Source organism: Nocardia arthritidis (assembly GCF_011801145.1).
Classification (GTDB): Bacteria; Actinomycetota; Actinomycetes; order Mycobacteriales; family Mycobacteriaceae; genus Nocardia; species Nocardia arthritidis_A.
In genome coordinates, this window is the sequence record NZ_CP046172.1 from 996453 (window position 1) to 1013505 (window position 17053).

Here is a 17053-nt window from a genome sequence, read left to right on the forward strand (position 1 = left end):
TTGTCCCGCCATGAATTTCCCCGGGTCGCGCACTCGATGTGCCGATCGATCCACTTCCCGCTGCCGGGAACAGGTTTGGATCGAATACCGAGGAGTTCGGCGCAATGTGGTTGACCGGCAGCGGGTTTCTGCCGCAGCGGAGTTGGGGAGACAGGTGAGGGATACCAGTTCGGCAGCGCGACGGTCGCGGTCCTGCCGCAGGTGCCCAGCTTTGCCTGTCCGGAGGGAGTCCTAGATGAGCGCGGTCCGTCGTACTGTTCGAGGGAGAAACCGCCGTCGTGCCGGCGGCGTTCTGTTCGGTCAGTTGCTCACCGCGGCAGTGGAATCCGCCGCGACCACGGTGGCGATACGGTTCAACCCCACCGGCGGCACCGCGGATCAGCGGGAACTCACCTATCGCGAGCTCGATGAAGCCTCCTCGCGATTGGCTCGCTATCTCATCGAATTCGGCGCGGGTCCAGGAGAATTCGTCGCGGTGGGAATCACCCGCTCGATCGAGTCGATTATCGCGGTATGGGCGGTGGCGAAGACGGGGGCCGCCTACGTGCCGATCGATCCGGGCTATCCATTGGATCGGATCGACTACATAGCCACCGATTCCGGTGCACTGCTGGGCATTACCACTGCGGCCCATCGGCCAAGGCTCGGCTCGGCGATTACCTGGATCGAGCTGGACGACCCGGCGAACCGGGCCGGTATCGAGGCGAAGTCGGGACATCCGATCTCGTACGCCGACAGATTGCGACAGCTGTCCGATCAGCACCCCGCCTACGTGATCTACACGTCGGGTTCGACCGGCCGGCCGAAGGGAGTCGCGGTATCGCACACGGGACTCGCCGATCTCGCCGGTGAATTGCGCGAGCGCGGCGTCGGCCAGGACGCGCGGGTCACGCACCTGTCCTCACCGAGCTTCGATTTCTCGATCATCGAGATGCTGCTCGCCTTCGCCGCGGGCGCGACGCTCGTTGTGGTGCCGCCGACCTTGTTCGGTGGCACGGAACTGGCGGAACTGCTTCGGCGGGAGCGAATTACGCACCTTTGCATCACCCCGCCCGCGCTCGAATCGGTGGATCCGGACGGCCTGGACCAGCTCAGGGTGATCTACGCGGGCGGTGACCGGCTCGGCGCCGAACTGGTCGAGCGCTGGGCCGGTGCGGACCGTGTCTTCTACAACGCGTACGGCCCCACCGAGGCCACCGTGGCCGCGACCATCACCGATGCGCTACGGCTCGGGGCCGCGGTGAACATCGGCAACCCGGTGGCCGGGATGCGGACGCTGGTTCTCGATTCGCAGCTGCGGTTGGTGCCGCCGGGCGTGATCGGCGAGCTGTACTTGGGCGGGCCCGCGCTGGCCCAGGGCTATGTCGGCCGCCCGGGGCTCACCGCGGAGCGGTTCGTGGCCAATCCCTTTGGCGACAACCAAACGGGAGAACGGCTGTACCGCACCGGAGATCTGGTGCGGCGCACCGAATCCGGCGAATTCGAATTCCATGGCCGGATCGATTTCCAGGTGAAGATCCGTGGCCTGCGCATCGAACTCGGTGAGATCGACAATGCGCTGACCCGCCACCCCGACGTGGATTTCGCGGTGACGCTCGGCACCACGTTGCCCACCGGCACCTCGGTACTCGTCGCCTACGTGCTGCCGCAACCCGAAAGCACCGTCGACACAGTTGAGCTGGCGAAATTCGCCGGACAGTTCGTGCCTGCCTACATGATTCCGGCGTCGATCATGGTGCTGGACGAGATTCCGGTGACCCCGGTCGGCAAGCTGGACCGGGCCCGGCTGCCTGCTCCGGTGTTCGCGGGGCGGGAGTTCCGCGCGCCGTCGACGCCTACCGAACTGGTTGTCGCCGAGGTATTCGGCGCGCTGCTGCTGCCCGATACAGAGCAGAACCGGGTCGGGGCCGATGACGACTTCTTCGAGCTGGGCGGCAATTCCCTGCTGGCCGCCCAGGCGGTCGCACGAATCGGGCACGCGCTGGATATCGCGGTTCCGGTGCGGTTGCTGTTCGACGCGCCCAGCGTCGCCGGGCTGGCCGAGCAGATTGCCGGGATCGCCGGGTCGGGCGGGCGCGCACCGCTGGTCGCGGGCCGACGACCGGATTCGATCCCGCTTTCCCTTGCCCAGCAACGGATGTGGTTCCTGAACCGGTTCGACACCGAATCGGCCGCGTACAACATCTCGGTGGCGGTGCGGCTTTCCGGCGAGCTGGATATCGCGGCGCTGCAGGCGGCTGTCGCCGATGTCGTCGACCGGCACGAGATTCTGCGCACGGTGTATCCGGATATGAATGGCACTGCGGCACAGGTGATTCTGCCGCCCGGCCAGGTGGTGCCCGACCTCGCTCCGATCGCGGTCGCGGCCGATGAACTCCTCGAGCGGGTCATCGGTCTGGTGTCGGCCGGATTCGATGTGACGGCCGAGGTTCCGTTGCGGGCGTGGCTGTTCCGGATCGGCGACGACGAGCACGCGCTGGTATTCGTCGTGCATCACATCAGCGGCGACGGCTGGTCGATGGGACCGCTCACCAGGGATGTGATGACCGCGTATGTGGCGCGCAGCGCGGGCTCGGCACCCATCTGGGCGCCGCTGCCGGTGCAATACGCGGATTTCAGCATCTGGCAGCGCGAGGTGCTCGGGTCCGAGGCCGATCCGGACAGCCTGATTTCCGAGCAGGCCGGGTACTGGCGGGCCGCGCTGGCCGGGCTGCCCGATGAGCTGAATCTGCCGACCGACCGCCCGCGCCCGGCCGTTCAGTCGTTCTCCGGTGGGGCCGTCGCGTTTACGGTGGACGCCGCGGTGCATCGCCGGTTGCGGCGGATCGCCAGGGAGCAGAACGCGACAATGTTCATGGCCGTGCACGCGGCACTCGCGATCTTTCTCGCACGGTTGTCCGGCACCGATGATATCGCCATCGGCACCCCGGTGGCGGGCCGCGGCGCGGCCGAACTCGACGATCTGATCGGCATGTTCGTCAATACGCTCGTGCTGCGCACCCGGGTGTCCGGACAGCTCACATTCGGCGAATTGCTCTCGCACACAAAGGAAGTGGACCTCGGGGCATTCGCGCATTCGGACCTGCCGTTCGAGCGGCTGGTGGAACTGCTCGATCCGGAACGGTCCACCGCGCGCAATCCGCTGTTCCAGGTGGATCTTTCGTTCGGGAACCTACCCGCGAACCATTTCGAGCTGCCCGGGTTGCGGGTCGGCGCGTTCGAATACGAACTGAACAACTCACAGTTCGATCTGTCGCTGACGGTGCAGGAATCGGACGACGACGGTCTGCACGCCGAATTCCGGTACGCCCGTGACCTTTTCGATGAGGCCACGGTGCGGACATTCGCCGAGCGGTTCACCCGGCTGCTGACCGCCGCCACCGGCGCGCCGGATACACCGGTGGGCGACCTACCGCTGCTGTCGGAGGAGGAGTACCGGCTGCTGACGCCGGTGCGCGGTCCGGCGCCGGTCGAGGCGGGCCTGCTGCCGGATCTGTTGGCCCGCGGTGTGCGCCTCGGCCGCGACCGGGTGGCGGTACGTTATCTCGGCCGGTCCATCGGGTACGGCGAGCTCGCCGACTACTCCGCGCGCTTGGCGCGCATGCTGATCGCCCGCGGGCTGGGCCCGGAAAAGATTGTCGCACTGGCCTTCCCACGGTCCTACGAGATGATCGCGGCGAGCTGGGCGGTGGCCGCGACCGGTGCCGCCTTCGTGCCCGTCGACCCGGCCTATCCGGCCGATCGGATCCGTCATATGGTCACGGATTCGGGCGCCATGGTCGGCTTGACCATCGCCGCGCACGCGGCGGAGCTGCCGGGCGATATCGCCTGGCTGGTGCTCGACGATCCCGCGACCGATGCACAACTGGCCGCGCAGTCGGCCGAACCGGTGACCGATGCCGAACGCGCGACGCCGTTGGACCCGCGGCATCCGGCGTACATCATCTATACCTCGGGCTCGACCGGTAAGCCCAAAGGCGTTGCGGTAACCCATTCCGGCCTCGGTGGTTTCGTCGGTTACGCGACCGCAGTATACCGAATTGCTCAGTGGCATCGCATGTTACAGATCACCTCGCCGAGCTTCGACCAATCCGTGGAGGAGTGGCTGATCGCGTTCTCCAGCGGTGCGGCCCTGGTGATCGCACCGCCGTCCATCGTCGGTGGTGTCGAGCTGGCCGAGCTCATCCGGGCGGAACGGGTGACGCACACGGTGATCACGCCGGCCCTGCTCGGCACCCTGGAGCCGGGTGATACGGCCCTGGAGACCGTGGCAACCGGCGGCGACGCGACCACACCGGAGCTGGTGGCCGTCTGGCAGCCGAGCCGTCGCTACGTGAACGGTTACGGCCCAACCGAAATGACCATCGGCGCGATCTACGGTCCGCTGACCGCCGGGCAGCCGATCACGATCGGCCGCCCGTTGCACGGTATTTCGGCACTGATCCTGGATGCGCGGCTCAACCCGGTGCCGCCGGGCGTCGCGGGCGAGCTGTACCTGGCCGGTGCCGCGATGGCGCGGGGCTATCACAACCAGCCCGGTCCGACCTCGGACCGCTTCGTGGCGAATCCATGGGGTGAACGAGGCGAGCGGATGTACCGCACCGGCGATCTGGTGCGGTGGGTACCCGCGAGCGAGCATCCCGGCGAAGACACCGTCGACGAAACGCTGCCCTGGGAGATCGAATACCTGGGCCGCACCGATTTTCAGGTCAAGATCCGCGGCTTCCGGATCGAGCTCGGTGAGATCGACGCGGTGCTCGGGCGTCATGACGACGTCGCGTTCGTCACCACGGTCGGTCGGGAGAATCCCCTCGGCGCACAGGTTCTGGTGTCGTATGTGTTGCCCGCGGCGGATCGTGTCATCGATCCGGCCGAACTCGTCGCGTATGCGGCGCGCAGCCTGCCAGCGCATATGGTGCCCGCGCAGGTCGTCGCGCTGGACACCATCCCGCTGACACCGGTTGGCAAAATCGATCGAAAGGCACTGCCGGAACCGGTTTTTCAGCAGGCAGCCTATCGAGCGCCCGCCACCGCGTCGGAGGAGATCGTCGCGGGCGTATTCGCCGAGGCGCTGCGGAACGAGCGAATCGGCGCCGACGACAACTTCTTCGAGCTCGGCGGCAATTCGCTGATCGCGACCCGGGTCGCGGCCCGGCTGGGCGCGGCGTTCGACACTCGGGTGCCGGTTCGCTGGCTGTTCGAGGCGGCGACCGTCGCGACGTTGGCCGCCCGGCTCGGCGGGGTCGCAGGCGGCGGTCGTCGGGAATTGGTGGCCGGCCGACGGCCGGAGCGGATACCGCTTTCGCCCGCGCAGCAGCGGATGTGGTTCCTGAACCAATTCGATACCGAGTCGGCGGTGTACAACATCCCGATCGCGGTGCGCCTGCGCGGCGCGCTCGATCTCGATGCGCTGCGGGCGGCGATGACGGATCTCGTTGTGCGCCACGAGGTACTGCGCACCATCTATCCGCAAACCGATACGGGACCGGTGCAGTTGGTGCTGCCGCCGGAGCGGATCGAGTCGAGGTTGGAGACGCACGCTGTTCCGGTTGCCCAGCTGGAAGCCGGTGCGCGTGAGGCACTGTCGCGCGGGTTTGACGTCACCGCCGAGGTGCCGCTGCGGGTTGTGCTGATCACTGTGGCGGATGCCCCTGAGCCGGAGTATCTGCTGGCACTGGCGATCCATCACATCGCCAGCGACGGGTCGTCGGATGCTCCGCTCATCCGGGATCTCGTGCGGGCGTACGTCGCACGGACCGCGGGCCGGGCGCCGGATTGGACACCGCTTCCGGTGCAGTACGCGGATTACGCGCTTTGGCAGCGCGCACTGCTCGGCGACGAAGACGATCCGGAATCGGTTGCCGCCAGGCAGATTGCCTACTGGCGCGACGCGTTGGCCGGGCTGCCGGAGCAATTGGAGCTGCCGACGGATCGGCCACGTCCACCTGCGCAGTCCTTCGCCGGTGCGGCCGTCGAATTCGAGATAGGGGCCGAATTGCATTCGGCCCTGGTGCGATTGGCACGGGCACAGGGCGCGACCCTGTTCATGGTCGTGCACGCGGCGCTCGCGGTGCTGCTGGCCAGGCTCTCCGGTACCGAGGATATCGCCGTCGGCGCGTCGATCGCGGGCCGTGGCGAGGCGGAGCTGGATGATCTGATCGGCATGTTCGTCAACACGCTGGTACTGCGCGCCCGGATAGACCCGGCCGAGTCGTTCGTGAAACTGCTCGCCCGCCAACGCGAAACCGATCTGCGCGGGTTCGCGAACGCCGATGTGCCGTTCGAGCGGCTGGTGGAGGTGCTCAACCCGGAGCGCTCGACTGCGCGGCATCCGCTGTTCCAGGTCGGACTCTCGTTCCAGAATATGGCGCGGACCACCATCCCGGCGGATGTCGAGGTGTCGGGCCTGACGGTGTCCGGCGTAGGGCTCACGGTGGAGACATCGCAGTTCGACCTGCACTGGTATATCGGCGATGCCTACGACGTCGACAGTGCGCCCGCAGGGATCACCGGGCAGGTCACCTATGCGACGGCGCTGTTCGACGAGGTGTCGGTGGCCGGATTCGTGGCACGGCTGCGTCGGGTGCTGGCGGCGATCGTCGCGCATCCGGAGTCGGCCGTAGGCGATCTGGAACTGCTCGATGCTGCCGAGCGGTCTCGAATTCTGTTGGGGTGGAATGAGTCTCGGCATTCGGTGGCGCCCGAGCTGTTGCTCGACGGCTTCCGTCGGGCGGTGGCGGCGCATCCGGAGGCGGTCGCGATTGCGTATGAGGGTGTTGAGCTGACTTATGGTGAGTTCGATGAGCGGGTGAATCGGCTTGCTCGGTTGTTGATTTCGCAGGGTGTTGGTGCGGAGTCGTTGGTGGGTCTTGCGGTTCGGCGTTCGCTGGATCTTGTTGTCGGTATGTATGCGATCCTCACGGCTGGTGGTGCGTATGTGCCGTTGGATCCGGATCATCCGGCCGAGCGCATCGGGCACGTATTGCGCACCGCGCGACCGGTGAGTGTGCTGACGACCACGTCCGATGCGATTGTCGCGCCGGATGGAATTCCGGTGGTGTGCATCGACACCTTGGCATTGGGCGGTTTCGACAGCACCCCGGTGCAGCCGTACGAGTTGTTGCGCCCGGTGCGGCCCGAGAATTCGGCCTATGTGATTTTCACGTCGGGTTCGACGGGTAAGCCTAAGGGCGTCGCGGTTTCGCATGCGGCGATCAATAACCAGATCACGTGGATGTTGGCCGAATATCCGCTTGATTCCGATGATGTGTATTTGCAGAAGACGGCGACGACGTTCGATGTGTCGTTGTGGGGTTATTTCATGCCGTTGCGGGTTGGTGCGAAACTCGTTGTGGCTACTCATGATGGTCATCGTGATCCGGTGCATGTCGCGGAAACGATTGCCGCGCAGCGGGTGACGGTTACCGATTTCGTGCCGTCGATGCTCACCGTTTTCGCGGCGCACACCCAGCCGGGTTCGGTTCCGTCGTTGCGGGATGTGTTCGTTATCGGTGAGGCGTTGCCGCCGGAGACGGTGACGGCGTTGCAGACGGTTTCCGATGCTGCGGTGCATAACCTGTATGGGCCGACCGAGGCGGCGGTGTCGGTGACCTACTGGCCCGCGGAGGACGCGACCGAGCGCAGTGTGCCGATCGGCTTGCCGCAGTGGAATACCGAAGTGTATGTGCTGGATTCGCGGTTGCGGCCGGTGCCGGTGGGGGTTCCCGGCGAGCTGTATTTGGCGGGGGATCAGCTGGCGCGTGGTTATGTGCGGCGGCCCGATCTCACCGCGGATCGGTTCGTCGCCAATCCGTTCACCACTGGTAAGCGCATGTATCGCACGGGTGACCTGGTGGTGTGGCGCACGACGCCGGATAACGCGGATGGTGTGCTCGATTACATTGGTCGTACTGATTTCCAGGTGAAGTTCCGTGGTCAGCGTATCGAGTTGGGTGAGATCGAAACCGCTTTGCTGGCACAGCCTTCCGTAAGCCAGGCCGTCGCTGCGGTGATGCCTTCCGAACTGGGCGACCAATTGGTGGCGTACACGGTGCCGTCGCCGGGCGGGGCGATCGATCCGGCGGAGCTGGCCGTGGCGGTGGCACTGATACTTCCGTCGTATATGGTGCCGTCGGCGATAGTGCCGTTGGCGGAGCTTCCGCTGAACCCGAGCGGCAAGTTGGATCGAAAGGCCTTGCCCGCTCCGGAATTCGCTCGTCGCGCGTTCCGGGCGCCGTCGACCCCGATCGAGGAGATCGTTGCGGGGGTATTCGCCGATGTGCTACGCCTCGATAGCGGCACGCGGATCGGTGCGGACGACGATTTCTTTGCCCTGGGCGGCAATTCGCTGATCGCCGCCCAGGTGGTCGCGCGGCTGGGTGCCGCGGTGGATGCGAGGGTTCCGGTGCGGACAGTGTTCGAGGCGTCGACGGTGGCCAGGCTCGCCGTGCGGATCGAGCAGGTTGCGGGGGCCGGGCGCAGGGAATTGGTAGCCGGTCCGCGGCCGGAGCATATTCCATTGTCGTTGGCGCAGCAGCGGATGTGGTTCTTGAACCGGTTCGATCCCGGTTCAGCGGCATACAACATCCCGGTCGCGGTGCGGTTGACCGGTGCGTTGGATGTGGATGCGCTACGTGCGGCGATGACGGATGTCGTTGCCCGGCACGAGATTCTGCGGACGGTTTATCCGCAGACCGAGGCGGGTGCGGTGCAGGTGATCCTGCCGCCGACGCAAGCGGTGCCGCAGTTGGATGTGCGGGTCGTCGCGGCGGACGAGGTGGAAGCCGCTGTTATCGAGTTGATCTCGACGATTTTCGATGTCACCACCGAGGTGCCGGTGAAGGTGGCATTGTTCCGGATCGCCGATGCCGCAGATGAATACGTTCTCGCGATGGTGGTGCACCATATCTCCGGTGATGGGTCGTCGGTCGGCCCGTTGACCCGGGATCTGGTGACCGCTTATGCGGCTCGCGCGTTCGGTGCGGCGCCGAGCTGGGCTCCGTTGGCGGTGCAGTACGCCGACTATTCGATCTGGCAGCGTGAGCTGCTGGGTAGCGAAGAGGATCCGGAGTCGTTGGCGTCCAAGCAGGTTGCCTATTGGCGGCAGGCGTTGGCGGAACTGCCCGATCAACTCGATCTGCCCTCGGATCGTCCGCGTCCGGCGGTGCAGTCCTTCGCGGGTGGCAAGGTCGAACTCCGGGTTGATGCGGCCACGCATCAGGCGTTGATCGAGCTGGCTCGGGCCGAGGGTGCGACGCTGTTCATGGTGGTGCACACCGCCTTGGCGGTGTTGCTGTCCCGTTTGTCGGGCACCGACGACATCGCGATCGGTACGCCGATGGCTGGTCGTGGTGAGGCCGTGCTCGATGATTTGATCGGTATGTTCGTGAACACGCTGGTGTTCCGTTCGCGGATCGATGCCGGTGAGCCGTTCACGGATCTGCTTGCGCGGCAGCGGGAAACCGATATTCAGGCGTTCGCGAATGCTGATGTGCCGTTCGAGCGCCTGGTCGAGGTCCTGAACCCGGTGCGGTCGACCGCGCGGCATCCGTTGTTCCAGGTGGGTTTGTCGTTCCAGAACCTGGCCCAGTCCAGTCTGGAGTTGCCCGGTCTGACCGTGGCCGGTGTGGATATCGATACCCAGCTGTCGCAGTTCGATCTGCACCTGATCGCCACCGATCGTTACGACGACAACGGTCGACCCGAAGGCATCATCGGCGTATTCACTTACGCCACGGACCTATTCGACAAGGCAACAGTTCAGGGCTTCGCGAATCGGTTCCTGCGATTGATCAATGCCATCGTCACCGACATCTCTGTCGCAGTAGGTGATATCGACCTGCTCGACCCCAGCGAGCACACCCACATCCTGTCCGAATGGAATAGCACCGCGCACGCCGCGGACACCACGGCGACATTGGTGTCACTGTTCGATCATTCGGTTGCGGTAGCACCGGATTCGGTCGCGCTGGTAGCCGATAGGCCGCGCGCGGAACTGACGTACGGTGAGCTTGATGCGAGGGTGAATCGTCTTGCTCGGCACCTGATTTCGTTGGGTGTGGGTCCGGAGTCGCTGGTGGCGTTGGCGATTCGCCGGTCGGTGGATTTGATCGTGGCGATGTATGCGGTGGCCAAGTCCGGTGGCGCGTATGTGCCGGTGGATCCGGACCAGGCGACCGAGCGGACGGCCTACATCCTGGAGACAGCGGCACCGGTCTGCGTATTGACCAACGCGGATGCGAATTTCGGAACCAGTGTCGCGCCGGTGGTGTGTATCGACGAACTGGACTTGGCCCACTTGTCTGCCGCGCCGGTTACGGATGTGGATCGGGTTGCGCCGCTGCGCCCGTCGAACACCGCGTATGTGATCTTCACGTCGGGTTCGACCGGCAGACCGAAGGGCGTCGCAATATCGCACGCCGCAATATCCAACCAATTACTGTGGAAGGCAGCAGAATTCGAGCTCGGACCACACGAGTCCCTGCTGCTGAAAACGGCCGCGACCTTCGATCTGTCGGTTTGGGAATTCTGGTCGGCAATGGTTTCGGGCGGCCGACTGGTTATCGCCGCACCGGATGGACATCGCGATCCGGCCTATCTCAATGAGCTCATCGCGCGCGAGTCGGTAACAACGCTGCACGTGGTGCCATCGATGCTGGAAGCATTGTTGGCTCACGCGATATCGGAGCCGAAGCCGCGAACACGGTCGCACCTTTCTGATCTCCGTCGCGTGCTAGCGATCGGTGAGGCCCTGCCGGGTGTGTTGGCGCAGAAGTTCTTGCAAGAACACCCACGCACGGAATTGTTCAACCTCTACGGCCCGACCGAGGCCGCAGTGTCGATCACCAGCCATCGGGTTACCGCGGCTGATCAGGTCTCGGTGTCTATCGGTGCGCCAGGGTGGAACAGCCAGGTTTATGTGCTGGATGCGCGGTTGCGTCCGGTACCGGCGGGTGTGTCGGGTGAGTTGTATTTGGCGGGTGCGCAGTTGGCGCGCGGCTACTTCGGTAAACCGGGTTTGACGGCTGACCGGTTCGTGGCCAACCCGTTCACAAGTGGCCAGCGGATGTATCGCACCGGTGACTTGGTGGCCTGGAATGCCGACGGTGAGTTGGAGTATCGGGGTCGTACCGATTTCCAGGTGAAGATCCGTGGTTTCCGTATCGAGTTGGGTGAGATCGAGGCCGCGTTGCGGGCGTTGCCGGAGATCGCGCAGGCCGTGGTGGTGGCGAAGTCGGATGCGAAGACCGGTGACCGCCTGGTCGCCTACCTGGTCGCAGCGGATGCGGGAGTCGATGTCGCGCAGGTGAAGTCGGCGCTGGCGGCGGGTCTGCCGTCGTACATGGTGCCCTCGGCGTTCGTGGTACTCGATGCGCTGCCGCTGAATGTCAACGGCAAGCTCGATCGAAAAGCGTTGCCCGAACCGGAATTCGAAACCACCGCATACCGCGCCCCGGAGACGCCGGCACAACTCGCGGTGGCCCAGGTCTTCGCCGAGCTACTCGACGTCCGCCAGGTCGGTCTGGACGATGATTTCTTCGCCCTGGGCGGCAATTCGCTGACGGCGACCAGGATGGTCGCCCGTGTTGGCGCCGCGCTGAATACTGGAGTCCCGGTGCGGGCGGTCTTCGAGGCGCCGACGGTGGTCGGGCTGGCCGATTGGTTGCACCGGAATGCGAGCGCTGGTCGCCCGGCGCTGGTCGCGGGTCCGCGTCCGGAAGTGATTCCGCTTTCCCTCGCCCAGCAGCGGATGTGGTTCCTGAACCGGTTCGATCCCGATTCCGCGGCATACAACATTCCGCTCGCGGTGCGGCTGACCGGTGCGCTGGATGTGTCGGCTCTGCGGGCCGCAGTCGCGGATGTGATTGCCCGCCACGAAATTCTGCGAACCGTGTATCCGCAGACCGAAGCCGGTCCGGTGCAGCTGATCCAACCGGTGCGGCCACGGCTGGATGTCCGGACGGTGACCGCCGATGCGCTGGAAACCGAAGTGGAGCAGCTGGTTTCGGCGGCATTCGATGTCATCTCCGAAATACCGCTGCGGATCGTGCTTTTCGAGATAGCCGACGCCGCCGACGAATACGTGCTCGCGATGTCGGTGCACCATATCTGCGCCGACGCCTCCTCGATGGGCCCTCTCACCCGCGATCTGATGACCGCGTACGCGGCCCGCTCGGTAGGCGTCGCCCCCGACTGGCCACCGCTGCCGGTGCAGTACGCGGATTACGCGATCTGGCAGCGCGCCTATCTGGGCGACGAGGATGATCCGGGCTCGTTGGCGGCCAAGCAGATCGGCTACTGGAAACAGGCGCTGGCCGAGCTGCCCGATCAACTCGACTTGCCGTCGGACCGTCCGCGACCCGCGATACAGTCTTTCTCCGGAGGCACCGTCGACCTATCCATCGATGCCGTCACCCACCGGGCATTGATCGACTTGGCGCGGTCCGAGGGTGCGACGCTGTTCATGGTTGTGCACACCGCGTTGGCGGTGTTGCTGTCACGGCTGTCGGGTAGTGACGACATCGCGATCGGTACTCCGATGGCCGGTCGTGGTGAGGCCGCGCTCGACGATTTGATCGGTATGTTCGTCAATACGCTGGTGTTCCGCGCCAGGGTGCGGGCGGCCGACTCGTTCACGAAACTGCTTGCCCAGCAACGGGATGTCGACATTCAGGCCTTCGCCAATGCGGATGTGCCGTTCGAGCGCCTGGTCGAGGTGCTCAACCCGGTGCGGTCGACGGCGCGGCATCCGTTGTTCCAGGTGGGTTTGTCGTTCCAGAACCTGGCCCAGTCCAGTCTGGAGTTGCCCGGTTTGACGGTGGCTGGTCTGGATATCGATACCCAGTTGTCGCAGTTCGATCTGCACCTGATCGTCACGGACCGTTACGACGAGAACGGCCGACCAGAAGGCATTTCGGGCTACTTCACCTACGCGACCGATCTGTTCGACCGGAATACTGTGCGGCACTTAGCCGATCGCTTCGCGCGGTTGGTGAGCGAGATCATCGCCGCACCGCACACCGCGGTCGGCGATATCGAACTACTCGACCCCGCCGAGTACACCGAATTGATAACCCACCGGAACTCGACGGCGCACCCGACGGACCGGACGGCGACATTGGCCACGCTGCTGTCCAACGCGGTCGACACCCACCGATCGGCCGTGGCGCTGGTAGGTGATGACGGCATGACCCTGACCTACGGTGAACTCGACGCCAGTGTCAATCGGCTTGCCCGCCATCTCATTTCGTGCGGTGTAACCCCGGAGGACCGGGTGGCGCTAGCCTTCCGGCGCTCGATCGATCTGGTTGTCGCGATGTACGCGACAGCGGTCGCGGGTGCCGCGTACGTGCCGGTGGATCCGGACCAGGCGACCGAGCGCACGGCCTACATCTTGGAGACGGCGGCACCGGTCCGCGTATTGACCAACGTCGATTTCGAGACCGATGCCGCGCCGGTGGTGCGTATCGACGAACTGAACCTGGCCCACCTGCCTGCCGCGCCGGTTACGGATGCGGATCGGGTTGCGCCGCTGCGTCCGTCGAACACGGCCTACGTCATCTTCACTTCGGGTTCGACCGGCAGGCCGAAGGGCGTCGCGGTATCGCACGCCGCCATCGCCAATCAATTGCAATGGAAGGTCGCCGAATTCGGTCTCGACCCGGCGGATGCGGTCCTGCTGAAGACCGCGGCCACCTTCGACCTTTCGGTGTGGGAGTTCTGGTCGGCCGCCGCATGCGGTGGCCGGTTGGTGATCGCCGCACCCGACGGGCATCGGGATCCCGCCTACCTGAACGAGTTGATGAGTCGGGAACGGGTCACCACCCTGCACGCGGTGCCGTCGATGCTGGATGCCTTGCTGGCCAACGGTTTACCGGATGGATTGCGGCGGGTCCTGACGATCGGTGAGACTCTTCCGGACGCATCGGCGCAACGTCTCCGGACCTCTTATCCACATATCGAACTGTTCAACCTGTACGGTCCCACCGAGGCCGCGGTCTCGGTCACCGCCCATGAGGTGACCGAACAACCGGTGACGATCGGCGCCCCGGAGTGGAACAGCCAGGTCTACGTCCTCGACCACCGCCTGCACCCGGTTCCGGTCGGCGTATCGGGCGAATTGTATTTGGCCGGAAGGCAATTGGCGAAAGGCTACGTGAACCGCCCCGAGCTCACCGCCGAGCGGTTCGTGGCGAATCCCTTCACGCCGGGCCGCCGGATGTATCGCACCGGTGACCTTGTCGCCTGGAATGCCAACGGCGAGTTGGAGTACCGAGGCCGCACCGATTTCCAGGTGAAGATCCGCGGCTTCCGCATCGAACTCGGCGAGATCGAGGCCGCACTGCTGGCACGCCCCGAAATCGTCCAGGCCGCGGTCTCGGTGCAATCCGATTCCCGAACCGGCGAGCAACTCGTCGGGTACGTGGTCCCGACCCCCGGTCTGCCGAATGCCTGGATAGCGCAGGTGAAGTCCGATTTGTCGAAGGCTTTACCGTCCTACATGGTGCCATCGGCTTTCGTGGTCTTGGACGCACTACCACTGAACATCAACGGCAAACTGGACCGAAAGTTCTTGCCGGAACCGGAAGTTCAGCAAGCTACCTTCCAGCCTCCGACAACCGCAGTGGAAACCACGGTATGCGCCGCCTTCGCCGAGGAGCTGGGCCGCGAACGAATCGGCTTGACGGACAATTTCTTCGAGCTCGGTGGCAATTCCCTGATCGCAACCCGTCTTGCGGTGCGGCTCGGTTCCGCACTGGGCGAGCAGATTCCGGTGATGTGGCTGTTTTCCGCGCCGACCCCGGCGGCACTGGTCGCCCAGCTGTCGGCCGGACAGGCGGGCCGGTTCGCGACCGAGTCGGCGTTCGATGTGCTGCTTGCGCTGCGACCGTCGGGTTCGTTGGCACCGCTGTTCTGTGTCCATCCGATCGGCGGGGTGTCCTGGTCGTTCGCCGGGCTCGCCGCGTATCTCGACGACCGGCCGATCTACGGCCTGCAATCGCCAGCGCTGACATCACCTGGGGCGGTGCCGGATTCGATCGAGCACTGGGCGGACCGCTACGTGGCCGAGATCCGGGCGGTTCAGCCGGACGGCCCGTATCACCTGCTCGGCTGGTCGCTCGGCGGTGTGCTCGCGCACGCGATGGCGGTGCGGTTGCAGGACGCGGGCGCCGAGGTGGCTCTGCTTGCCGTCATGGACAGCTACCTGAATGCGGCCGAAGCGTCCGACGTTCCGGTGGCCGAACTGCTCGGTGGCCTGCTGGGTGCCGACGCAGCGGCAATCGACCTCCCCGCCGACCCGACGTGGGCCGAGCTGGCGGCCGCACTACCCGAGCCGTTCGCCTCGTTCGGCGCCGACCGGATCGAAAGCGTACTCGACGCGGCGGTACGGTCGGCGGCGCCGGCCGATGCCTACCGCCCAGGACTGTTCCACGGCGATCTTGTGTATTTCACTGCGGCCCTGGATGATTCGACCGGCATGCGCGGCGCGTCGACCTGGACCGCCGCAGTGGACGGCGCGATCGACAACCACCGGATCCCGGAGACGCACTGGCGGATGACGACGACCGCCGCGCTGTCGCGAATCGGTGCCGTGCTGAACAGACACGCGAATGCGCCGCGCGACGACTTCTGGCGCACACCGGTATCCGGCGGGCCGGTGTCGGTCGATGCGCTGCTGCCCGATCTGCTCACCCGCGCCGTGGGATGGGGTCCCGACCGCATCGCGATCCGGGCGCGAGACGGCCGTACAACGATGTATACCCGTGGCGTGCAATGGAATTCGGAGCTTGTCGCGGTGCGCGCCGATGGCGAGACGGTCACCTACGCGAAGTTGGACGCGTATTCCTCGCGGCTGGCCCGGATGCTGATCGAGCGTGGCATCGGACCGGAGGCGTTGGTAGCGCTGGCGCTGCCGCGCTCGTACGAGCTGGTCGCCGCGGTGTGGGCGGTGGTCAAGACGGGCGGCGCGTTCGTCGCCATCGACTCGGCCGCGGAACGGTTCGAGATACCGGATGTGGTCGCGGGAATCTCCGTCGCCGCGAACGCGAATCGGCTGTCGGACAACGTCGATTGGCTGGTAGTGGACGATCCCGAGGTGCGCGCGCAATGTCGCCGATACTCACCCGATCCGGTGCTCGACGCGGAACGGGCTGCGCCACTGCGTGTTTCGCATCCCATCTATCTCGGCCGCGATGGTGTCGTCGTCACCCATGCCGGGCTCGCCGGGCTGATCGAGCACCTGATCGGCCTGAGCAGACAAACCTCGTGGCACCGATACCTGGATATCGGCGCGCCCGGCGACGATTCGATGGCGGCGTGGCTGTGCACCTTCGCCGTCGGCGCCACCGCGGTGCTCGCACCGCCGACGGCGACCGGCGGCGGTTTCGAATTGGGTGAGCTGCTGCGCACCGAACATGTGACGCACGCCATGCTCGAGCCCGCACTGCTGAATTCGCTGGATCCGTTCGGGCTCGACGAGCTCGAGGTGGTCGTCACGGTCGCGACAACGGCCGACGCGCTGGCCAAATGGCAACCCGGCCGTCGCTACCTCAACGGCTACGGCGCGGCCGGGATGATGGGCCCGGTCGTGCTCGCGGCCTTGGTGGCCGGCGCGGATACGGTGGTGGGTTATCCGATTCCCGGTGTGACCGTTGTCATCCTGGATCACCGGCTGAATCCGGTGCCGCCCGGTGTCGCGGGCGAACTGTATTTGTCCGGTGCGGGTTTGGCGCGCGGATACCACGGGCAGCCTGGGCACACGGCCGGGCGCTTCATCGCGGATCCGTCGGGTGAGCCGGGCGCGCGGATGTTCCGCTCCGGCGATCGGATGCGCTGGGTGCCGGGTGCGCAGGTGGGCGAATGGTGCCTCGAATACCTGGGCCCCATGTCGCTGGAAGGGCAGCATCTGGGGTAATAGCCGAATCGAATAAGTGATCGAATCTGTCCGGCGCATTTGGGTCTTGCGTAACGGACCGGGTAGACCTATCGATGCAACTGTGGCTGGCGGGTGACCGTAGACGTTCACCGCTGTCTCCCTACACTGTGTAAATTG

General features: G+C 65.5%; 1 protein-coding gene. It reads left to right on the forward strand.

Annotated features, from left to right (window positions below; all coding sequences use genetic code 11):
- The first annotated feature begins 235 nt into the window (after positions 1-235).
- Entirely contained in the window at positions 236-16915 is a 16680-nt protein-coding gene (locus F5544_RS04755) for a non-ribosomal peptide synthase/polyketide synthase (RefSeq protein WP_167472040.1), read from the forward strand.
- Positions 16916-17053: the final 138 nt, after the last annotated feature.

What these genes read in the sequence shown, in the direction of transcription:
- F5544_RS04755 (WP_167472040.1), top strand. Translation starts at nt 236, where the DNA reads ATGAGCGCGGTCCGTCGTACTGTTCGAGGGAGAAACCGCCGTCGTGCC.